The organism is Candidatus Binatota bacterium (assembly GCA_012960245.1).
In the GTDB taxonomy this organism is placed as follows: Bacteria; Desulfobacterota; Binatia; order UBA1149; family UBA1149; genus UBA1149.
Map to the genome: position 1 here is coordinate 100,140 of DUBO01000014.1, position 21,003 is coordinate 121,142.

The following is a 21,003-nucleotide window of genomic DNA, read 5'->3' on the forward strand; positions in this document are numbered from 1 at the left end:
GGCGTGTCAGCCGTGCGACGCGCAGCTGTAGGCACCAACGTCGAGCATCGCGCGGGCCACCTGCTCGCGGCACCAGGAAGGGTCGCCGAGCTCGTGGTACTGCGCCCTTGCCCGGCGGAAAAAAAGATGAATGTCACTCGCCCAGGTAAAGCCCATGCCACCGTGCACCTGTATGCCTTGCTCGGCGACCTCGACGGCTGCCTGCGACGCCGCTGCCTTGGCCATGCAGGCAGACACGTGGGCGTGAGGCTCACCCGCATCGCAAGCCCAGGCAGCGTAAAGAGCCGCCGAACGCGCGCATTCGACGGCCACCAGCATGTCGGCGCACTTGTGCTGTATGGCCTGGAAGCTGCCTATCGGGCGACCAAACTGCTCGCGCACCTTCGCGTAGTCGACCGTAATTTCGAGCACGCGCGACGCAAGTCCACAGGCTTCGGCAGCCAGTGCGACGCGACCGAGATCAGAAGCGCGGGCGACCGCTGCCAGTGCTTTTTCGCCCGAAGCGAGGAGGCAGTCGGCGTTGGCCTTCACAGAGGCGAACGCTACCGTGCACAGCCGCCGACCACGGTCTATGTAATCGTGCCGCGTGATCTCCAGGCCCTCGATGCCCGCGTCGACAAGCAACAACGCGGGCGCGTCTTCAAGCGACACCGGTACGAGCAAGTGGCCAACGTCGCCGACACCCGGCACGGCTTCGATCACGCCATCGAGCACGAAGCCGCCTCCGTCGGGCGAGCAGCGCAGGCTGTCCGAGCTCCCGGCCGCGCCCTGGCCCAGCAAGGCGACGGTGCGGCTACCGTCGGCCACCGCGGCAGCAAGTTCGTGTGCCGCGCTGCTGTTCTCGGCGCCAGGCTGTGCGGCCGCGAGCAGCGCGCTCACGCCGACTACACTCGAGGCCACGAAAGGGCCCGGCGCCAGTACGCGCCCCATCTCTTCTGCCAGCAGCGCCAGCTCGACCGCACCCAGGCCGGTACCCCCGTTTTCGGGGGGAACCAGCAGCCCGCTCCAGCCCATGTCGGCCAGCCCCCGGCCGAAGGAGGCCGGAACATCCTCGCCGTCGAGCAGCACCGAGCGCACAAGCTCCATCGGACATTCGCGCTCCAGCCAGCCACGCGCGCTGTCGCGCAAAAGCTGCTGTTCATCTGTAAATCCTGCGTCCAAACTCCTTCTCCCGGGGGAAAACGGCCCCGCAAATCCCTTTTCTAGTCAACAGTGGCGGCCATTGGAAGGGCTCGCCGCAGCAGGGCACATCCCCCGGGAACCGCAGACCAGTGCCGCGACCCGGTATTTTGCCCTTGACAGAAAGCGGATTTGCTGCGCGTGGTTATAAGGCCGAGCGGGCTCGTGCCCCCCGGCCGGGGCGTAGCTTGAAGACAATATCGCGCATCCCCGGCCGCCGTCCACTCATGGCGGCGGCCCTTAGCGTGGCAGCGTTCGCAGCGTTGCCCGGCGCCGAGCTGCAGCCGTTGTCAGCCACCGATGCGCTGGCGGCCACCGACGCCTTTGTCTGCTACAAGGCGAAAAAATCCAAGGGGTCCACGAAATTCGGCGGCGCTGCCGGGGTTGCCCTCAGCGATCACTTTGAAACTACTCCCCTGGACCTCAAGAAAGCCGCGTCACTTTGTCTGCCCGCGACCCTGGACGGAGTCACGCCCGCCGACGACAGCACCCACCTTGAAAGCTACAAGGGCAAGGCTCCCAAGGCTTCGCCAAAACACGAACGCAGAAGCAGCTACCGGGTGGTCGACCAGTTTGCCGAGCACTTCATGGACACGGTCAAGGCCGAGTCGCTCATGGTACCCACGGCCGCCAGCAGCGCCGCACCGCCCGTGGCACCCGACCCCCTCAACCACGACGTCGATCACTTCAAGTGCTACAAGGTCAAGAAGCCACGCGGCTACACCGTGCCGGCAGCCGTGCAGGTGGACAGCTCGTTCAACCAACCTGTCGACCTCGAGCTGAAGAAACCCAAGCGCCTGTGCCTGCCCGTGGACAAGAACGGAGAGGGCATAAAGGACTCCGACGCGCACCTGCTCTGCTACCAGGCCAAGAGGGTAAAAGGCCAGGCCAAGTTCGCCAAGGTGAGCGACACCTTCACGGCCAACCAGTTCGGCGATGAAAAGCTCGACTCAGTAAAGGAGAAGATGCTCTGCGTGCCCACCGTGTCGGTGCAGGGCTGCGGCGACGGGCTCATCAACGAGCCGGGTGAGCAGTGCGACGACGGCAACAACGACAACGGCGACGGCTGCGCCGCTGACTGCACGGCCGAGCTCCCCTTCGCCATCAAGCTGGCGAACCTCAACATGCTGCAGGACATAACCCCGGGTGTTGTGGGCTACGACGACATCGACGACCGCATTACCCTGTTGGCAGCGCAGGTCGTGGCCGCGGACCCGGACGTGATCACCCTGCAGGAGGTGGTGCTGGGACCCAACGGTTCAGCCGCCGGCCTGGTCGCCGAACTCGCGGCAACGCACGGGCTCACCTACTTTTACGCCGAACACGGTTTCGGTTCGGGACAGGCGGTGGTCAGTCGCTGGCCGGCGTCGGCCGAGGAGTGGGAGATACTCCCCGACATTGAACTGGTGGCCTCGTTTCCCGACCGCCGCGTGTTCGGCCGCATAGTGGTTTCGTCGCCCGCGGGACAACTCGACGTATACCCCGCCCACCTCTGCGCCTTCTGCAATGACAGCGAGCGCGATGTGCAGGCAGCCTCCTTCGCCGACTTCGTGGCGCGCACTCACAGCAGCGGACACCCGGCCGTGGTAGGCGCTGACTTCAACGCCCACAAGGGCAGCGCGGGGGACCAGCAGGCGAGCAGCGATCCCGCCATACTCACGCTCGAGGCCCTCGCTTGGACAACCCTGTTCGACGGAAGCGACGCTCCCTGTAACGCCCCCGTCGACCGCAGCGGCTGCACCTCGGGCATAGACAACCTCACCGACGCCGCCGATACGACCGCCAGCCGCATCGACAACATCATGCTGGTACCTGCGGCACTGCACCCCCTGTCGGGAACTGTTTCGGACGCGAGCGAGACCGGGCCGACGACTCGCTTTGCCGATACACCGGGCGTGGACGGCAACGCCCGGTGTAGCTTCGAGCCGGCGCTGCCCTGCGCTGTTGACGGCGAATGCCCGGCCGGAAGCCACTGCGAAGACTACGACCCTTCGCCGCTTTGCCGAAGGGATACGCCCGTATCATGCCTCACCGACGGCGACTGCCCTGGCGACCTTGCCCCCGATACCTGCGCAACCACGCTGTGGACCTCGGATCATGTCGGGCTGCAGACCACTATCTCGCTTGAAACCCCGACCCCTCGGAGGAAGAACTGATGGTAAAGACTTTCTCGGTACTGGGCCTGGTCGGGTTGGCGTTGGCGGTTGCCACGAATTCGACGGCGGGCGTTGACCCGGATCTCAAGTGCCAGGCCGGCAAGTACAAGGCGGCTGCCGTCAAGACCCTGGGCCTGGCCAAGTGCAGTTCGAAGGCCGCGCGCGACGGCGCAACTACCGACGCTGGCTGCCTTGCCACCGCCGATTCGAAGTTCTCCAAACTGTTTGCCAAGGCCGAAAAGAAAGTCACCTGCGCCGAACCCGGCGACGAAGCCACGGTCGGTACTGCCATAGACGGCTGGCACGCGCTGATCGAAGCGGCGCTTGACGCGGGTAGCGGCGACAACAAGTGCCGATCGGACAAGCTGAAGGTGGCAGGCAAGGCCGCCTCGGGCATGTTAAAGGGGGTAGCAAAAGAAACGATAAAGAACGACGCGGTGAAGTTCGGTAAGTCTTTTCGCAAGGCGAGAAGCAAGCTGCAGAAGATCTTCGGCAAGGCGGATTCCAAGGGCGGGTGCATAACAACCGGCAACGGAAACGCCGTCGAGGACGACATCCACGATTTAGTAGAGGGGCTGGTGCCCTCCGATGAGCCTGCCTGCGACCCGGAGTTACTCTACGGCGCCGAGGGCAACCGCCTGCACCGCTACGATCTCGACACCATTGACAACGGCCCCTTGCTCGAAGACATTCTCATTGCCGCCGCGGGCGACGAACGTCGCCTGTCGCTTGCCGACAACCGCGACATCAACGGCATGATCTGCGCACTGGCCGACGGCAGCGGCAGGTTCGTGGCCGGCGAAGATACCGGCCAGCCCACCCCTCCCGCGGGCTGGGGCGTATTCGAGGCCGACGGCACACAGGTGGGCAAGCTCACTCCCAGCTATCCCGACGCCGGGCCGGAACCCTACGGCTGCGCGGTCGACCCCGTGTCGGGCAACCTGTTCACCACCTCGGTGGGCAACCAGGCCAGCGGGGTTTTCAACGGGCAGCTCATCATGTGGTTCGCGCCCTTTGACCACTACCCAGGCGCCCCCGGGACTTACCCAAATAACGACCTCAGCAACAACTCCTGCAAAATTGCCACTGATATCGGCACAGCCGGCAACGTGGCCATCGATGAACTGGGCCGCATCTACGTTGCTTCGGCGCGGGGCCTGCACGTACGGCGATACTCGCCACCCTTCCCGACCGGCCCCGACGCGGCCGGTGGCTGCGGCTCGCTGGACTCGACCGGTGCCCCGATGGCCGACACTGTCACCGTAGAGGTGTTCGTGGCCGACCCCGAGAACGTGGGTACGCCCACTGGCATAACCCCGGCTCCCGGCGGCAACTGGTACATATCGAGCGTCCTCACCGGGATGATTTCGGAGTACAACAGCGACGGCGACTTCCTGCGACGCATAGTCGAACCCGACCCGGACGAAACCGGGGTTCCGCTGTCCGTGGGGCACCCCCAGCAAGTGGCCGTCGACTGCAACGGAAACATCTACTACGCCGACATGAACCTTGTCGTGAGCGGCGGCAGCCTCGGTCCCGGCCCCGACGGCAAGATCCGCCGCGTAGGCCTCGACCTGGCTGGCAACGGAAGAACCCCCGAAATCATAAAGTCGGGCCTCTCGTTTCCCGACGGCGTGGCGGTCTTCCCCGGCGACCTGGAGGCACCCTGACGTGAAACCCAATATACCCGGGCTGGCCCTGCTCGCCGTTGCCCTGCTCCTGCCAACGATTCCATGTGCCGCCGCCGACTGGCCAGCGCTCGGAGGTGGCCCTCTGCGCACTTACTACAACCCCGCCGAGACCACGCTCACCCGTGAGAACCTCCCGCAACTGGTCGAGAAGTGGTCCTTCCAGACCGGCAAGATAGTCTCGGCCACCCCTGCGGTGGCCACCGTAGAAGTCGCTGGCGAGGGCGCCGTGCCGATGGTTTTCATCTCCTCGTGGGACGGCAACGTCTACGCACTTCGCCTCGCCGACGGCAGCGAGTTGTGGAGATTTGTCACTGCAGATCAACCGGGCGCCTCCTATCCAAACACCGCCACCGCCCATGTCGAAGACGTGGGCGGCACGACCACCGTATTCGTCTCGGGAGGCGAGACCATGTACTCGCTCGACGCCGCAACGGGCACAGAGAACTGGCACTTCGAGGCGGGCACCGGCTGTGCCGACCCGCCTGGGTTGTGTTCTTTTGACGGAGAACGCAACGAGATCGAAACTGCCGTAGTGCTAACCAACGGCATGGTGATGTTCGGCATGGACGTCAACGACCAGGAAACCGGCAAAGGCGGATTCTTCGCCGTCGACGCCGCCGACGGGCGCCTGGCCTGGTACTTTGACCTCGAGACCGGCGCCACCTGTACGCCGGATCCGGCCGACAACATACGCGGCTTTGACGGATACCACACCGAGGGAGAACTGGGCCTGCCCGCAGGATTCCTGTCAACCCGAGCCGGCTGCGACTTCGACCGTTCGATAACCGGCTGCGGCAACGTGTGGTCGGCTGCCGCGGTCGACCAGGGACGTGGGCTGGTCTACTTCGGCAGCAGCAACTGCAACACAGACAGCGATCCGGCTACGCCCAAGCCCGGCCCCACCATGCCGCTGTACGACGAAGCCCTGGTGGCTCTCAATCTTGATGGCACCCCGGCGTGGACGTGGCGACCGCGCGAGGTAGACAACCTCGACCTTGCCTTCGGCGCCAGCCCCAACCTGTTCACGATAAACTTCGACGGCGACGACCGCGAGGTCGTGGGCATCGGGGGCAAGGACGGCACTTACTACGTCATCGACCGCGACGGAGTTAACGAGTCGACGGGCGTTGCCTGGGACGACGTCGACCCCTCGGCGCTGCCCTACTGGGCTACCAACCTGGTGCCCGGTGGTTACGCCGGTGGCATGACGGCATCGCCGGCCATCGACGAAGACCGCCGCCTCGTCTACGCGGCCACCGCGCCGGGACTCGACATCATCAACCCGCAGCAGCCCACGGTACACGCCATCAACATGGACGACGGCAGCGTCACCTGGCAGAACACCGGCGAGAGGGGCGGCCACGCCGACGCCAACTTCGGGCCGGTAAGCGCGGTGCCCGGGCTGGTCATGGTGGGCACGGTGTTCACCAACGTGTTGCGTTTTTATGACGCCGACAGCGGCGAGCGGCTGGCCACTCGCTACCTGGGGTCTTCGGTGGCATCGTCGGCAGTAGTTTCTGGCGGAACACTCGTGATCGGACACGGGTTGGGGGAACGATCGGCCAACACTTCGAGCGCTTCGACCATCGTGGCCAACGTCCCCTCGAAGGTCTACGCGTTCTGCGCGGCCGGGACCCCCGGCTGTGCGGGCTTGTGGAGCGGACGAAAGTTGTCGCTCAAGGATTTCGACTTGCGCCCCGACAAGCGAAAGCTCCTGGTGCTGAGCAAGGACGAGGAACTGGTGGTGCCGGTCGCCGGACAACCGCAGGACCCACTGACCGGTGGTGCCGAGCTGAGACTCTACAACCCTTCGACGGCCGAGCAGCAGGTCTTCTCACTGCCGGCTTCCGGTTGGAAAGGCCTCGGTCAGCCGGCCGGCTCCAAGGGCTACCGCTACAAGGACTCGCAACAGGTCAACGGCGCCTGCAAGTCGGTGAAGCTGGTGGTGGGCAAAGTGTTCAAGGCCCTGTGCAAAGGTGCCACTATAAACTTCACCCTAAACGAAGCGGGGCAGGGCTCGCTGGCCGTGGCCCTCACCACTGGCGGTGGCAGCGACCCCTTCGTTTGTGCCCTGTGGGGAGGAACCCTCAGGGTTGATCAGGGCACCGGCGTCAACGGAAAAGGAAAATTTCTGGCCATCAATAGCGCCCGGCCCGCCGTCTGCCCCTGAACCGGCTCTTTTTTCAGCCGGTGCAGCGTTCCGACCCACCCGGTCGGGGGGGTAGCCATGATCTCTGCCCTTGACGTAAACCACCCCGTGGAACTACAGTTGGCAGAGAAAGCCAAGGGAGGCCACACATGACACGCCATCTAAGTATCTTCGCAGTCGCTATCACAGTAGTAGTTATAGCTGCCGTTTCCGCGCAGGCCGCAAGCACCAAGTACCAGTCAAGCGTAGTGCCTGTCGTTGCCGACATGGCCGGTGCCACGGCCTTCCCGACTATGGCGGCGGGCAAGGTCCTGATGAAGGGCAACGGCAAGTGCAAGGCCAAACTGTCCGGTGTCACGGACGGAGTGGGCATACCGGTTAGTACCGACAACTCGATGAAGCTCACCGGCGTGGTGACCGGCGACGAATACATCGTGGTGCTCGGCGGCAACTTCCCCGGCATGGGAACTGTTTTTGAATTCAACATTGCAGTTGAACTGAAGTCGGGCAAGGGAGCCGCCAAGGTTGACCAGTCGTCGCAGTTCGCGCTGATACCCGCCGGGGTTCACCGGGCCGCGGTATTAGACAAGCTCGAGATCTACGAACCTCCCCTCCCGGCTGACTGGGCCGCCTGCAAACTTGTCATCGATGCTGGTGGCACGGTGGTAGACGACCCCAACAACCCCTGCAAAACAGGCCTGATGGTGGGCGCCTCGGGAGTCCTAATTCCCTGATCCGTTTCGTGGCCTGGTGAAAGTGCCGGGTCACGAAGTGCTGCGCAATACGCTGCGCCGGAATAACGCCGGCAGCAACGCGCGCAACACGTAACCCGCCGCGATGAAGCGCGGCCAGGTCAGTTCGCGACGGCCGCTCTCGATGGCGGCCAGCACCTGCTCCACCAGCTCGGAGGTCTCGACCATGCTGCGCTTGGCCACCGCGGGCATGGCGGCCAGCGCCTCATCGTCAAAAAACGCTGTTCGCACGGTGCCGGGATAGACCGTCAGCACGCTCACGCCGCTGCCTTCCAGCTCCAACGACAGCGCCTCGGCAAGGCCGCTCAGCGCGAACTTGCTCGCCGCGTAGGCGCTCTCCCCGGGCACCGCCAGGCGCCCGGCCACCGAAGAGACGAAGACCAGGCGACCGCGGCCCCTGGCAACAATGGCCGGCAGCAACAAGCGGGTCCAGTACAACGAGCCGAGGTAGTTGACCCTGATCATTCTCTCCATATCGTCAAGGTCCCAGTCCAGGAAGGACCGGTGATGCCCGTAGCCCGCGTTGTTGACCAACAGGTCGACCGCGCCCAGCTCGCGCTCCAGCATGGCCGCGCACTCTTCCACGCGCGCGCGATCGGCCACGTCGCAGTCGAGCAACAGTGGCCGCGGCGCGCCCGCCTCGATCAGCTCGGTGGCCAGGAGTTCGAGCTCGGGCAAGCGGCGGGCGACCAGCGCCAGCTTCATCCCACGCCGTCCCAGCGCCAAGGACAACTCGCGGCCTATGCCACTCGACGCCCCCGTGACCAGGGCCGAGCCGCCAGGTGTGATGACACGGGAGTCGGCGGGTACGGTCACAGCAATTCCTCGGCCAGGCCGCGCAGCGAGTCGATCGCTTCCGGAGACCTGCTCCAAGGCGCGACCACGAGCCGGTCAACGCCGGCGTCCTCGTAACGGCACAGGTCGTCGCGGCTGACCACTCCCGCGCCAACCGAGTTTTCAAACGGCCTGGCCTCAGTGCCCGCGTCGCGGCGGTAGCTATCCAGGCGCTCGACCAGTTCGGCCGACTGCGCGGGGGTGTTACCCACCCCTATCCAACCGTCACCCACGCGGGCGGCTCGACGCAAGGCCGCGTTGGACTGCCCCCCCACGTGAACCGGGGGTCCGCCGACGGTCGGCGGCTTGGGCTCGAACATCACGGGTTCGAAGTCAAAAAATTCGCCGTGGTGCTCGATCTCACGTTCGTTCCACAACCGACGGCACACGACTATGGCCTCTTCGAGGCGCCGGCCACGAGATGAAAACTCCACGCCAGCCACCCGGCACTCACTCTCAAGCCAACCAGCGCCGACCCCGAACAGCGCCCGGCCACCCGACAGCAGGTCGAGCGTCTGCACGGCCCTCGCGCCGACCAGCGGATGCCTGAGACCCAGCAGGTAGACGTGGCTGCCCAGTTTTATCTGCTCGGTGCGTGCAGCCAGGAAGGACAGGTACGCAAAACAGTCGAACACCGGCGTGTCGGGGGGGACCGGCGGATGATCGCCGGCCAGCGGAGACCCCGACATTGCCACGGGAAAAACCAGGTGCTCGGGCAACCACAATGACTCGAAACCGAGCCGGTCGGCTTCCACCGCCACCTCGAGATGAAAGGCCGGGTTGAGCACCCCGAGAGCGACCCCCAGTTTCACTGCTCGTCGTCCTCGACCGAAGTGGGAAGATGGAACGAACCGTCCTCGCCCCTGCTCCATCCGCCCGCGCAGTGTTCGCCGCCGTCAACGTGCAGCGTGTCTCCCGTGATGAAAGCCGCGCCGTCACCGGCCAGGAAGAGAGCGGCAGCAGCCACGTCCTCTGCCCTGCCCTCGCGCGCAAGCGGCAACCCGCTCGGGACCACCGGCATGCCCTCGGTAACGATAGCGTCGGGGGCTATGCAGTTGACCCTTATACCGCGCCCGCCCAGTTCGAGGGCCAGCGAGCGGGTGAGGCTTTCTACAGCGGCTTTCATCGCCGCGTACACGGCAAACCCGGGCGCCGCGCGATGGGCTTCTACCGACGTGATGTTGATTATCGAAGCGCCCTCGCCCAGGTGTGCGGAGACGGCGCGGATCACGTTGACAACGCTGCCGAAGTTTTCGTCGACCAGGGAGTCCACGCCCTTGTCGCTCAGGCCGACAAATTCACCCGCGAAGGTGCCGCCGGCGTTGTTGATCACCACGTCGAGACGGCCCAGCCCCTCGACCGCGGCCTGCACGAAGGCGCGCACAGCGTCAGGGTCACGAAGGTCAAGGCAGACGTCGACCACCTTGCTACCACGCGAACGCAGCTCCTCGGCCAGCAGGGCAATCTCGTCGCCCTCGCGGTCACAAAGGGCCAGCGACGCTCCCGCGTCGGCAAGCGCCAGCGCCATGGCGCGTCCCAGCCCGCGCGCAGCACCGGTCACAATCGCGGCTTTGCCGTCCAGCGTCCCTTTCACTGACTCCCCACCGCGTTCAACCTATCCACCCGCCAGCGCGAAGTGAAGAACCAGACCGTTCAGCGTTTTTGAACGTACTCCCGCACGCTCCACTGGCAACGATCGGCGACCAGGCGATCGTAGTCGGCACGCAGCACGTCGTGGCCAGGCGCCGCGGCCAGCTCCTGTTCCAGGCCTCTGACCCCCGGGGCCAGCCAGAACTCGATAAAAGCATCCCACCGTTCACCACCCTCCGACAACCTATCCTCAACCTCGTTGGCCACGCAACCCACCAGCCCCGGACAAGCGGTCATCAGCGACGGCAGGTGATCGTTGGCCAGCCTGTCAACGAAGCTCTCGGCCGACAGCCCCGCGACTCGGCGAAGGGCCACGACCAACTTGTCGTTCTCCGTCACTGTTGCGAGCTCGCCTGCTGGCGCGGCCCTTACGACACGCTCACCGGTAACCCAGGAAGTTGCCGCTGACATGAACCGGGCAACGTCTTCGTGAACCACGCGGGCGCCCTCGTCTGAGTCGTAAAGGCGCTCTTGGTAATCCTGCAGGGAGTCGAAACACAGTTGCCCTATACTGTCCACGGGCGCGGGCGACGCCCCCCCTTCTTCGTCCCGGACAATGTTAACGGTGTAGCGCCGCATGGTCGGGTGATGTTTGAGGGCCAGCGGTACGTGGTCGCCGAGCAACATACGGGCGTAATCGGCCCGTGTGAGTTGCGGCAAGCGAGAACAGAAGAACAGTAATTTCACCAACTGCGAAGCCCTCCACCAAATGCTGCCACCAAGGCAGCTCGACCATATCACGGTTATAACACCGGAGGACAGCAACCGAGTGTTCCATCCATAGGCTGCCCTCCGCGTAGCCTCACGAGCAGGTGTCCCGTCATTATCACTGCGCCGGGCGAGCGCCAGGCGACGAGGCACTTTACTTGGCACGGCCGCAGTTTTAAGTACCCGTTGCCGCACCCTGGGAGAATAGCTCTATGCAAGTTGACGACATGATTCTGGTAAGCGTGGACGACCACGTCGTGGAGCCCCCCGACATGTTCGAGCAACACCTTGCCGACAAGTGGAAATCACGCGCGCCGCGCGTGGTGCGCAAGAAGGACGGCTGCGACGTGTGGCTGTTCGAGGGAGCACAGATCCCCAACATCGGGCTGAACGCGGTGGCCGGTCGCCCGCCCAAAGAGTACGGTGTCGAGCCGACTTCCTACGACCAGCTCAGGCGCGCGACCTGGGACGTCGACGCGCGCATCGACGACATGAACGCCAACGGCGTGCTCGCCTCCATGTGTTTTCCTTCCTTTCCTTCCTTCGCCGGCCAGCTGTGGGCCAACTGCGAAGACAAGGAACTCGCGCTGGTCATGCTGCGCGCCTACAACGACTGGCACGTCGACCAGTGGTGTGGTGCCCACCCCGGCAGGTTCATCCCACTGGCAGCGCCCATCTTGTGGGACCCCGACGAGATGGGCAACGAAATCCGCCGACTGGCCAAAAAGGGATGCCACGCCATCAGTTTCTCTGAGAACCCGACCAAGCTGGGCTTCCCCAGCCTCCACGATCACTACTGGGACCCCCTGTGGCAGGCCTGCTCGGACGAAGGCACCTCGGTGTGCATACACATCGGCTCGGGAGAAGGCATGGTGTTTACTTCCATGGACTCACCGGTGGACGTGATGATAACCGTGTCTCCGATCAACGTGTTCGGCTGCGCTGCCGACCTGGTCTGGTCTAGAGTCCTGAGAGATTACCCCGACCTGAGCATAGTGCTGTCCGAGGGCGGCATAGGATGGATTCCCTACCTTCTCGAACGCATGGACTACGTGTACAAGCAGCACCACCTGTGGACGCACCAGGACTTTGCCGGCAAAACCCCCAGCCAGGTATTTCGCGAGCACATAACCACCTGCTTCATCGACGATAAGACCGGCGTGGAGCTGCGCCACCACATCGGCGTGGACAACATTACCTGGGAGTGTGACTACCCGCACTCCGACAGCACCTGGCCGCACTCTCCCGAGAGCCTCGCCCGTTGCCTGGAAGGAGTCCCCGACGACGAGGTCAACAAGATTTCGTTTGAGAACGCGCTCAGGGTTTTTCGTCTCGACCCGTTCGCCACCCTGTCGCGCGAGGAATGCACGGTGGCGGCGCTGAGAGCCAGGGCCGGGCACGTGGACCTCGAGCCCCGCAGCCAGGGCGGCAACCCACCCGTGGATGACCCCAACGCAGCGGTCACTTCGCAGCACATCATTGACCAGCTTTCGACGGCCTTCGCGTCACCCTTCGAACAGGCCTGACCCCAACCCACAACACGAGGAGAATAAAATATGCGTTTCAAGGACAAGGTGGCCGTGGTCACTGGTGCGGGACAAGGCATAGGCGAAGCCTACGCCAAGGGACTGGCTGCCGAGGGCGCCGCCCTCGTGGTGGCCGAGCTCAACGCCGAGCAGGGCCAACGCGTGGCCGGCGAAATCGAAGCGGCGGGCGGGCGGGCGCTGTTCGTTGAAACCGACGTGTCCAACGAAGAGTCTACCGTTGCCATGGGCAAGGCGGCCGTCGAAGCCTTCGGCGGCGTCGACTACCTGGTCAACAACGCGGCCATCTACGCGGGCATGGAAATGCACTCCATGCTCGACATGCCCATGGACTACTGGGATCGTTTCATGCGCGTGAACGTAAACGGCGCACTGCTGGCAACACGGGCCGTCTACGAGTCGATGACCGAGCGCGGTGGCGGAGCCATCGTCAACCAGTCGTCCACCGCAGCGTGGATGGCGGCGGGGTACTACGGCATCGCCAAGCTGGCCCTGCACGGCATAACCCACTCGCTGGCGGCCGAGATGGGCTGGCGCAACATACGTGTAAACGCGATCGCTCCCGGGCCCGTAGACACCGCGGCCACCCGCGGAGTGGTACCCGACGGGATCATCGACGACATCGTCAATGGACTGCATCTCAAGCGGGTGGGTCAACCCACCGACATGGTAGGCACCTGCCTGTTCCTGCTGTCGGACGACGCGTCCTGGGTCACCGCCCAGATACTCGCCGTAGACGGCGGACAGATAATCCGTGCCTGAAACCGGCAGCGTCACCCGGCTGCTGCCGCTGCTGACCGATTCCAACCGTCACTTCTGGGAAGGCGGCGGCGAGAACAAGCTCAACTTTCTCCACTGCGCCGCCTGCAGCCACTACGTTCACCCCCCGCTTCCGAACTGCCCGCTGTGTATGCAACGAGACCTGGAGGTCCGCTCCGTGTCGGGGCGCGCCTCGCTGTTGAGCTGGACGGTCAATCACCAGCCGTGGATACCGGGCTTCGACCCTCCCTACGTCATCGCCCTGGTGGCGATCGAAGAACAGCCGACCCTGCGACTGATGACCAATATCGTCGACTGCAAAATAGAAAACCTCGTTGACGGACTGCAACTGGAGGTCGTGTTTGAAAATGCGGGCGAAGGAGTCTTCCTGCCCTTGTTCAAACCCGTGGACGGCCCCGCGTGACGACCGCGCTGGAAGGCAACGCCGCGATCACCGGGATAGGCCAGTCCGAGGTCGGCCGCCGCCTGGGCCGTGACCCGCTGGCGCTCACCGTCGATGCCTGCTTGCAGGCCCTCGAAGACGCCGGCCTCGAGCGCGGCGACATAGACGGGTTGTCTACCTACCCCGGGGCCATGGTTCCCGGCGCGCCGGGATTCAGCGGCGCGGGCGTGAGCCAGGTGCAGGAAGCGCTGCGCCTTGATCTTGACTGGTACTGCGGGGGCCTCGAACAGCCCGGCCAGTTCGGCTCGGTGATCAACGCGTGCATGGCGGTAGCCACGGGGCTGGCCCGCCACGTGCTCTGCTTTCGCACGGTGTGGGAATCCACCGCGCAGGGCGAGGGGCACCGCGCCGGCCTGGGCACATCGCAGGGCGCAGACTTTCGAGCCACGGGCGACATGCAGTGGAGCCTGCCCTTCGGCGCGGCGTCGGCCGCCTGCTGGATAGCCATGTACGCGCAGCGCCACTTCATAGAGTTCGGCACCACGCGGGAACAGCTCGCGTGGATCGCGCTCAACGACAGGCGTAACGCAGCCCTCAACCCGGCCGCCATTTACCGAGACCCCATGACCCTGGACGACTACATGTCGGTGCGCATGATCTCCACGCCGTTCTGCCTCTACGACTGCGACGTGCCGGTGGACGGGGCAACGGCCGTGATCGTGTCGGCGGTCGAACCGGCAGCGGACACCCGCAACCCACCGCTGGTGGTACAAGGCGTGGGCTCGGCCATCCACGGACGCCCGAGCTGGGACCAGTGGGACGACCTCACTACCATGGCGCTCCGCGACGCGGCCACGATGATGTGGAAACGCAGTGACCTGTCGCCCGCCGACGTGCAGGTGGCCGAGCTATACGACGGCTTCAGTTTCATAGCCCTCGCCTGGCTCGAAGCGCTGGGCTTCTGCCCACGAGGCCAGGGCGGTGCTTTCATCGACGGCGGCCAACGCATAGCGCTCGACGGCGAACTGCCGCTGAATACCAATGGGGGCCAGCTGTCTGGCGGGCGACTGCACGGCTACGGACTACTGCACGAAGCCTGCATACAGCTGTGGGGCCGTGGCGAAGACCGCCAGGTAGCCGGCGACCCCGCCGTGGCCGTTACGGCGGCCGGAGGAGGCCCCCTGGCAGGGTGCCTCCTGCTCGCCCGCGACTGATCGCGGGCGCTGGTCCACACACAGGCCGGGCTGCCGCGCAGTTGCCCGCACGTGCTAAACTGCTTGTCAGTGGCGCCCCTCGGCGCCCACAACCGTGGAACTACTCACCGACCCCCAAGCCTGGTTGGCACTCGCCACCCTTACAGTGCTCGAAATAGTGCTGGGCATAGACAACATCATTTTCATTACCGTTCTCTGCGACCGCCTTCCCGAGGAACAGAGGCACCGGGCGAGGATCACCGGCCTGGGCGGGGCGGTGGTCGGCCGCCTGCTGCTGTTGACTACGGTGGTGTGGATTATCCGCTTGTCCGAACCCTTGTTCGTGGCCCTGGGCCGCGAGATATCTCCGAGGGACCTGATACTCGCCGGGGGAGGCCTGTTCCTGCTGGCCAAGGCCACGCGAGAAATTCACGCGACCATGGAAAGCGACGTAGAAGAAGCCGGCCAGTCGTCCAGGACCACGATGGCTGCCGTGCTGGCGCAGATACTGGTGCTCGACCTGGTGTTCTCTATCGACTCGGTAATCACCGCGGTGGGCATGGCCGAACAACTGGAGGTGATGATGGCGGCGGTGGTAATCGCCATAGGCTTCATGATGTTCTTTGCCGCCTCCGTGGGAGACTTCGTCAACCGCCACCCCAGCGTCAAGATGCTCGCGCTCAGCTTCCTGTTGCTGGTGGGCGTGGCGCTTATTGCCGACGGAATGCACGTACACATTCCTCGCGGCTACATTTACTTTGCGATGTCGTTCTCCTTCTTCGTCGAGATGCTCAATATACGCATGCGCGGCACGGGAATGGCCAGGTCCGGCGACCCGCGGCGAGTACTACCCCCCGGCGACTGAGGCCCGGGCCGGGTCTACAGGCGGACTCCGACTGCTTCCAGCGCGGGACGGACGAGCGACGCCCACCCCCTGTTGGCCAACGGACTTGCCGGGCTCGGGTGCGGCAGGCTGCCTATGATCACGTCGAGGTCGCCGACGACCTCCCGGGCCTTCTTCTCGGCAAACTTGCCAACACCCACGACAAACTCCGGCTCGAAACTCTCGACCGTCCGTCGCAGCGCTCGGTCGCAGGCCTTGTACATCAATGCGCGTTCGGCTTTCGGTAATTTCTCGGGGACGCGGTTGCGCCCCCCTTCCTCCATGAAGACCAGCGGGCAGTAGTTGGTCACGAAGAAGCGAGAAAAAAATCCCTCGGGCGTGTCGAAGGTGTCCTTGGCCCAACTCCACAGCCGCCGCCCACTGACCTCACTCCTGGGGCAGTCGAAGCCCTGGACAGGGCGCGCAGGGTGTTCGCGAGCTGGCTTGCCGATGGGCGTCTCGATACCCAGCCATCCGCGTACAAGGGCGATATCTCCGAAGGGCACACCGACCTGCGCCATGCCGAAAGGCCCGGGATTCATCCCGACAAGCAGTATTTCCCGCCGCCCCTGGCCGTACTTTTCGCAGTACAAGTCCCACGCCTCCCGGGCGTAAACGAGGGGGTTGTAGACGTGCGTGACCGGCGGGCCGAAGGTGAGGCCATCGAGGTCAGCCACGAGCTCATCGGTGATCTGCTTCAGCATCGCTCGCTCTTCGCGGTTTTTCTCTCGCCAGCCACGATGGCGACGACCATTGCCTTTGCGCCCGCTGCCTGCAACATGACGATGCGCGGCAGACAACACTGCCGCGACAACACCGCGCATGGCCGATTCAGATCGCAGACGATGGGACGAAAAGTACGAGGGCCGCAGCGTTGCGGCCCCTGCGCAGCCCGACCCCTGGTTGGCCGACAGCGTGGCTGGCCTCGCCCCGGGGCGCGCCCTGGAGCTGGCCTGCGGCACCGGCCACAACGCGACCTGGTTGGCTGCGCAGGGCTGGACGGTCGACGCGCTGGACATCTCGCCCACCGGGCTGGCGCTGGCCGAGGCGAGGGCCCGTAAACTCGGGCTGTCGGTAAACTGGATAGCCGCCGACCTCGACAGCTGGCGACCGCAACAGAAGGCCTACGACCTGGTGGTGGTAGTACGCTTCCTCGACCGCGAACAGCTACCCGGCATCGTGCTCGAAGCACTAGCCCCCGGTGGCCACCTGGTCTACGAAACCTTCAGCCACCTTCAGTGCGACCGCGAAGACAATCACCTGCGCAGCCGATCTTATGCCCTGGCGCCGGGCGAGCTCAGGCAACTGTACTCGGCGCTCGAAGAGATAAAGTACGAGGAAGTTGAACTGCCCGCGTCCTCGGTGGCGCGCCTGCTCGCGCGGTGCTGATGCAGCTCCCCCACCCGGGGCGAGTCCCGAGGGCGCATACCTCACCAAACCATCTCGACAACATCGCAGCGCCCGCTATACTGGATACACAGGATCTGCCCGCCGCCGCGCGAGCCCTGGCCAACCCATGTCACAGCTGAAAATTGAACAGAAGGTCCGAGAAATAATGTCCGGTATATTTGCCGTCGACGAGGCAGACTTAGACGAGAACTCGTCACTGGAAACCGTCGAGAACTGGGACAGCCTGCAACACGTAAACCTCATCATGGCGCTTGAAGAGGACTTCGGCGTGCAGATCGACGTGGACGACGCGCTTGAAATGGTGTCCTTCCCAGAGGTCGTTGCCACCATGCTGCGCTATAGCAACGCCGGGTAGCCGCGGGCGCGACATGAGCAACGAGGAAAACAACGGGTTTCGTACCCAGCCCCGGCTCATGACCTCTACCGACCTTGCCGGGGTGGTGGAGCTACACAAGGCCTGTTTCGAAGGATATTTCCTGACCGCCTTAGGCGACGCGGCCATAGGAGCCCTCTACTCACGCGCGGTTGATGACCCGAAGAGCGTAGCCTGCGTACTGCAGGACGACGACGGGCACATACAGGGCCTGGCCGTCGGCACGCTGAACCCGGCCTTTCACACCGGCCTGCTGCGCCGTAGTTTTGCGGCCTTTGCCAGCGGCGTAGTGCGCGGGCTGTTCACCGAGGCCACCGTGCGCAAAGGCATTGGCGAACGCCTCGGCTTTGTTTCGAAGATTTTCGTGGCCCGCGCCGACGACACCCTCAAAAAATCAGGCATCACTCCAAGCGAGCTTCCCGAGGCGCGCTTCCTCGACGTGGCAGTGCACCCCGACTGTCGCGGTGGACGCCACGCCGAACGGCTGGTCGAGTTTTTTGCCGGCGAAGTATTCCGCGCCGGAGCGGGTCGACTTGGCGGCAGCGTCAAGCCGCGCAACCTCGGTAGCCTGATACTCTACAAGCGGCTGGGCTGGAACGTGCAGAAGACCGGCCCCGACCGCGTCGACGTGTGGGTCGACCGCCAGGAGTAACGGAGCCATGCGTTTTCACCACGTAGGAGTCGCCGTCAAGAGCATAGCCGACAGCGCCGGTTGGTGGACCGACGTAATGGGCTTCACTACCGAGAGCGAAATCATCCACGACCCCCTGCAGAAAGTCCGCGTACAGTTTTTCGTCAAGCCCGACGGTTTTCGGGTGGAGCTGGTAGAGGCGGCGGCTGACGACTCGCCAGTACTACGCTACGTGGGTTCCGAAAACGGAGGAACCTACCATACCTGCTACGAGGTAGAAGACCTTGAGGCCGCGGTCAACGACCTGCGCGCGGCGGGTGCCTTTCCGGTGACCCGCCCTACCCCTGCTGTAGCGTTCGACGGGAGGAGGATCGTATTCCTGCTATCCGGTGAGCAACAGCTCGTCGAGCTTGTTGAACAAGCTCCCCCGAACTGACGACCGGGGTGAGAGGGTTCGACGGCGATACCCCGGGGGTCGTGGGTGAAACAGCCGCAGAACCGAAACCCATCAAGGACCCCACGCCCAGCGAGCGGGACAGGAAGCAAATTGCCAGGGGAAATACGATGCCAGCCATCGTCCCTGCTAACACGTGCATCGCCACGCCGTCAACGCCGAGTACCTGCTGCATTACAATACGAGTACCCGCGGTAGCAAAGAGATGCGTCATGTAAATGGCCAGCGAGTAACGCCCCAGCGTGGCAAGCCACGGGGCTGTTCTGCCTCGAGCAACCACGGCACACACAGCGACTGCTGCAGCTGTACCGAGCAGCGGTACGTGGATCCACCGCGGCATGGTAGCCACCACCGGGTGCGCCCCCCACATGTCTGGCATCACTATACTAAAAACGTAGTGGGTCACGGCCACTCCGTAGACCAACAGCACCCCGACGGCATGCCCCATCCTGACCGTCCCGGCTGCTCTCTTGAGCCAGGCCGCAGACAGGGAACCGAGGCAAAAGAACAGGTAGTGGGCCAGGCACTCGTTGAGTACCCCCGCGTGGAATGTCGACTGGCCCATATTCATGGCCAGCGCCACGCCCAGATGCAGCCACCACGGGAGACGCCGCAATACCGCGTATGCGAGAAAACAAAAGAACAAGGCGTAGAGAAACCACATCTGCTGGACGGGATCCCAGGCTATGGTAGCGAGACGGTCGATCTCCATGGGGTTGTTCACCTGGTTGTTCATGACCGAGCGGCCCACAACCAGTACCGTTGACCACAACAGGTAGGGGTACCCTACTCCCCACCACTTGCCGCGCAGGTAAACACCCGGGCTGCGCTCCGTGGCCCCGGAAGCCATCACGCCCGACAGGAAAAAGAAGAGGCCCACCGCGAACCCGAGCATGCCCGCGTAGTAGAGCGACCCGAACGGCTCGGGCATCGCCAGCGTACTTCCTTGTATACCAGCCGCGCAGTGAACATTGACCACCAGCAGGATCGCGACCCCACGGGCGTAGTCCACCCAGCCCAGGCGCGTAGAATTGTCGTTTTCTATTGAAAGCAGCTGAGAATCCCCAAGCGAGCCCCGGGACCGGCTTGCCTCTATTATGGTAAGCCGGCGAGTGACTGCCGCGCTACATAGAAACGCGCGGGTACCAAAAAACTCGAATCGAGGGCTCTGGGGAAGGGATCGGACCCGGGAGAAGGTCAGGCAGTGCCAAAACCAAACCAGCGCTCTGCCCCGAGCCTCTTTGAAAACCTGAAGAGCAATATGGGGAATATCACGCCGGCGGCCGTACCCAGAATAATATGCAGGGTAACATCCTGCAGGTCGAAAAACTTCAGCAGCACCACCCGCGTGCCGGCGGTGGCTATGAGGTGGGCCAGGTAAATGGGCATTGATAAGCGCCCGATATAAATCAGCCAGGCTTGGGGCTTCCAGCGATCGAGCATCTCGCCGACGGCGAGGGTGGCAAAAATTCCGAGCAGGGCTACGTGGGTCCACTGCGGGTAGACGCCGATCACCGGGTGAGTCTCGATGCGCAGGGGCGTGACCATCATCCACATGTAGTGGGCGCAGGCCACGGCAAACAGTCCCACCAGGGCGAGCGCCTGCCGGGGGGGCATGCGCTCAAGTATCGACGCTGCCTTCCCGGCAAGGGCCACACCCACGGCAAAATAGATGTAGTGGCCAAGGCACTTGTCGAGAATGCCCAGGTGAAATCCTGTCTGTGCCACCTGCAACGCCATCGCAACGGCCAGGTGTAACCAGGTGGGGAGCCGGGCAAGCAGCACGTAAAGCAAAAAGCAGAACATCAACACGTAGAGAAACCACAGCTGCTGTATGGGATCCCAGGCGATGCTTGCCACCCTCTCCAGGGTCATGGGCTGATTTGCGTAAGCCCCCAGTACCGAGCGGGCACCCGCCAGCACGACAGACCACAGCAGGTAGGGATACAGGATTGCCCACAACTTGCCGCGCGTGTAGGACCACAGCCCCCGGTCAAGAGACCGTCGGGCGAACAGGCCCGATAACAGGAAAAACATGGGCATTATGAAAGAAGTGATGCCCACGTAGTAGTAGGTGCCGAACGGTTCGGGCATCGGCAGGGTACTGCCCTGTACGCCGGCAGCGCTGTGCACGTTGACGACGAGCAATATTGCTACGCCTCGGCCGTAGTCGGCCCAGTGCAATCGTTGATTGGCTGATGCGGCGCTCACCCTTAAAAAGTTAGCCGTCTTTT

At 64.1% G+C, this 21,003-nt stretch carries 19 protein-coding genes and 1 pseudogene; 12 read left to right on the forward strand and 8 right to left on the reverse strand.

What is annotated here, in order from left to right; genetic code table 11:
• Window positions 1-6: 6 nt before the first annotated feature.
• Window positions 7-1,161, reverse strand: coding sequence for an acyl-CoA dehydrogenase (locus tag EYQ35_02655; protein HIF63044.1), 1,155 nt, complete (start codon window positions 1,159-1,161; stop codon window positions 7-9).
• Window positions 1,162-1,406: 245 nt separating this feature from the next.
• Here EYQ35_02655 and EYQ35_02660 point away from each other — a divergent pair, with 245 nt between their 5' ends.
• The 4 genes from EYQ35_02660 to EYQ35_02675 all read left to right on the forward strand — a co-directional run bounded on the left by EYQ35_02660 (window position 1,407) and on the right by EYQ35_02675 (window position 7,909).
• Window positions 1,407-3,335, forward strand: coding sequence for an endonuclease/exonuclease/phosphatase family protein (locus EYQ35_02660; GenBank protein HIF63045.1), 1,929 nt, complete (start codon window positions 1,407-1,409; stop codon window positions 3,333-3,335).
• Window positions 3,335-5,005 carry a hypothetical protein gene (locus EYQ35_02665; GenBank protein HIF63046.1) on the forward strand — a complete coding sequence of 557 codons (1,671 nt, stop codon included), beginning with the start codon at window positions 3,335-3,337 and terminating at the stop codon, window positions 5,003-5,005. Before EYQ35_02660 ends, EYQ35_02665 begins: the two co-directional genes overlap by 1 nt.
• 1 nt (window position 5,006) lies before the next feature.
• Window positions 5,007-7,196, forward strand: coding sequence for a hypothetical protein (locus tag EYQ35_02670; GenBank protein HIF63047.1), 2,190 nt, complete (start codon window positions 5,007-5,009; stop codon window positions 7,194-7,196).
• Window positions 7,197-7,324: 128 nt separating this feature from the next.
• Complete coding sequence (locus EYQ35_02675; GenBank protein ID HIF63048.1) at window positions 7,325-7,909, forward strand: hypothetical protein; 585 nt, start codon at window positions 7,325-7,327, stop codon at window positions 7,907-7,909.
• A gap of 30 nt (window positions 7,910-7,939) precedes the next feature.
• On the opposite strand, the gene EYQ35_02680 is transcribed toward EYQ35_02675, so the two are convergent.
• The 4 genes from EYQ35_02680 to EYQ35_02695 all read right to left on the reverse strand — a co-directional run bounded on the left by EYQ35_02680 (window position 7,940) and on the right by EYQ35_02695 (window position 11,101).
• Entirely contained in the window at window positions 7,940-8,800 is an 861-nt protein-coding gene (locus EYQ35_02680) for an SDR family NAD(P)-dependent oxidoreductase (GenBank protein ID HIF63049.1), read from the reverse strand.
• Window positions 8,740-9,573 (reverse strand): TIGR03619 family F420-dependent LLM class oxidoreductase, encoded by an 834-nt coding sequence (locus tag EYQ35_02685; protein ID HIF63050.1) that lies wholly within the window; start codon window positions 9,571-9,573, stop codon window positions 8,740-8,742. The genes EYQ35_02680 and EYQ35_02685 overlap by 61 nt, the downstream gene beginning before the upstream one ends.
• The gene (locus tag EYQ35_02690; protein HIF63051.1) at window positions 9,570-10,289 is read right to left on the reverse strand and encodes an SDR family oxidoreductase; all 720 of its coding nucleotides are present in this window, start codon (window positions 10,287-10,289) and stop codon (window positions 9,570-9,572) included. Before EYQ35_02690 ends, EYQ35_02685 begins: the two co-directional genes overlap by 4 nt.
• 125 nt (window positions 10,290-10,414) lie before the next feature.
• Complete coding sequence (locus EYQ35_02695) at window positions 10,415-11,101, reverse strand: hypothetical protein (GenBank protein ID HIF63052.1); 687 nt, start codon at window positions 11,099-11,101, stop codon at window positions 10,415-10,417.
• A gap of 230 nt (window positions 11,102-11,331) precedes the next feature.
• Between EYQ35_02695 and EYQ35_02700 the strand changes: the two genes are divergently transcribed.
• From EYQ35_02700 to EYQ35_02715, 4 genes and pseudogenes are all read left to right on the forward strand, one after another.
• The gene (locus EYQ35_02700) at window positions 11,332-12,645 is read left to right on the forward strand and encodes an amidohydrolase (GenBank protein HIF63053.1); all 1,314 of its coding nucleotides are present in this window, start codon (window positions 11,332-11,334) and stop codon (window positions 12,643-12,645) included.
• Window positions 12,646-12,675: 30 nt separating this feature from the next.
• Window positions 12,676-13,425: an SDR family oxidoreductase gene (locus EYQ35_02705; protein ID HIF63054.1), complete on the forward strand. Its 750-nt coding sequence runs from the start codon at window positions 12,676-12,678 to the stop codon at window positions 13,423-13,425.
• Window positions 13,418-15,039: pseudogene (locus tag EYQ35_02710) on the forward strand (hypothetical protein). Before EYQ35_02705 ends, EYQ35_02710 begins: the two are co-directional and overlap by 8 nt.
• Before the next feature lie 94 nt (window positions 15,040-15,133).
• Complete coding sequence (locus EYQ35_02715) at window positions 15,134-15,883, forward strand: TerC family protein (protein ID HIF63055.1); 750 nt, start codon at window positions 15,134-15,136, stop codon at window positions 15,881-15,883.
• 14 nt (window positions 15,884-15,897) lie between these two features.
• On the opposite strand, the gene EYQ35_02720 is transcribed toward EYQ35_02715, so the two are convergent.
• Window positions 15,898-16,605, reverse strand: coding sequence for a single-stranded DNA-binding protein (locus EYQ35_02720; GenBank protein ID HIF63056.1), 708 nt, complete (start codon window positions 16,603-16,605; stop codon window positions 15,898-15,900).
• Window positions 16,606-16,723: 118 nt separating this feature from the next.
• Here EYQ35_02720 and EYQ35_02725 point away from each other — a divergent pair, with 118 nt between their 5' ends.
• The 4 genes from EYQ35_02725 (at window position 16,724) to EYQ35_02740 (ending at window position 18,751) form a co-directional block, all read left to right on the forward strand.
• Window positions 16,724-17,290 (forward strand): class I SAM-dependent methyltransferase, encoded by a 567-nt coding sequence (locus tag EYQ35_02725; GenBank protein ID HIF63057.1) that lies wholly within the window; start codon window positions 16,724-16,726, stop codon window positions 17,288-17,290.
• A gap of 127 nt (window positions 17,291-17,417) precedes the next feature.
• Complete coding sequence (locus tag EYQ35_02730; GenBank protein ID HIF63058.1) at window positions 17,418-17,666, forward strand: acyl carrier protein; 249 nt, start codon at window positions 17,418-17,420, stop codon at window positions 17,664-17,666.
• A gap of 13 nt (window positions 17,667-17,679) precedes the next feature.
• Window positions 17,680-18,336, forward strand: coding sequence for a hypothetical protein (locus EYQ35_02735; protein HIF63059.1), 657 nt, complete (start codon window positions 17,680-17,682; stop codon window positions 18,334-18,336).
• Window positions 18,337-18,343: 7 nt separating this feature from the next.
• Window positions 18,344-18,751, forward strand: coding sequence for a hypothetical protein (locus EYQ35_02740; GenBank protein HIF63060.1), 408 nt, complete (start codon window positions 18,344-18,346; stop codon window positions 18,749-18,751).
• Here EYQ35_02740 and EYQ35_02745 read toward each other — a convergent pair.
• Window positions 18,654-20,264: an acyltransferase gene (locus EYQ35_02745; GenBank protein HIF63061.1), complete on the reverse strand. Its 1,611-nt coding sequence runs from the start codon at window positions 20,262-20,264 to the stop codon at window positions 18,654-18,656. The two genes, EYQ35_02740 and EYQ35_02745, sit on opposite strands and share 98 nt — an antisense overlap.
• Window positions 19,967-20,980: an acyltransferase gene (locus EYQ35_02750; GenBank protein HIF63062.1), complete on the reverse strand. Its 1,014-nt coding sequence runs from the start codon at window positions 20,978-20,980 to the stop codon at window positions 19,967-19,969. The genes EYQ35_02745 and EYQ35_02750 overlap by 298 nt, the downstream gene beginning before the upstream one ends.
• Between the last annotated feature and the right edge of the window lie 23 nt (window positions 20,981-21,003).

Bases quoted from the DNA above. Each gene is read 5' to 3' on its own strand.
- EYQ35_02660 (HIF63045.1), top strand. From the start codon at position 1,407: ATGGCGGCGGCCCTTAGCGTGGCAGCGTTCGCAGCGTTGCCCGGCGCC.
- EYQ35_02665 (HIF63046.1), top strand. From the start codon at position 3,335: ATGGTAAAGACTTTCTCGGTACTGGGCCTGGTCGGGTTGGCGTTGGCG.
- EYQ35_02675 (HIF63048.1), top strand. From the start codon at position 7,325: ATGACACGCCATCTAAGTATCTTCGCAGTCGCTATCACAGTAGTAGTT.
- EYQ35_02690 (HIF63051.1), bottom strand. From the start codon at position 10,289: ATGGCGCTGGCGCTTGCCGACGCGGGAGCGTCGCTGGCCCTTTGTGAC.
- EYQ35_02700 (HIF63053.1), top strand. From the start codon at position 11,332: ATGCAAGTTGACGACATGATTCTGGTAAGCGTGGACGACCACGTCGTG.
- EYQ35_02705 (HIF63054.1), top strand. From the start codon at position 12,676: ATGCGTTTCAAGGACAAGGTGGCCGTGGTCACTGGTGCGGGACAAGGC.
- EYQ35_02720 (HIF63056.1), bottom strand. From the start codon at position 16,605: ATGCTGAAGCAGATCACCGATGAGCTCGTGGCTGACCTCGATGGCCTC.
- EYQ35_02725 (HIF63057.1), top strand. From the start codon at position 16,724: ATGGCCGATTCAGATCGCAGACGATGGGACGAAAAGTACGAGGGCCGC.
- EYQ35_02730 (HIF63058.1), top strand. From the start codon at position 17,418: ATGTCACAGCTGAAAATTGAACAGAAGGTCCGAGAAATAATGTCCGGT.
- EYQ35_02735 (HIF63059.1), top strand. From the start codon at position 17,680: ATGAGCAACGAGGAAAACAACGGGTTTCGTACCCAGCCCCGGCTCATG.
- EYQ35_02740 (HIF63060.1), top strand. From the start codon at position 18,344: ATGCGTTTTCACCACGTAGGAGTCGCCGTCAAGAGCATAGCCGACAGC.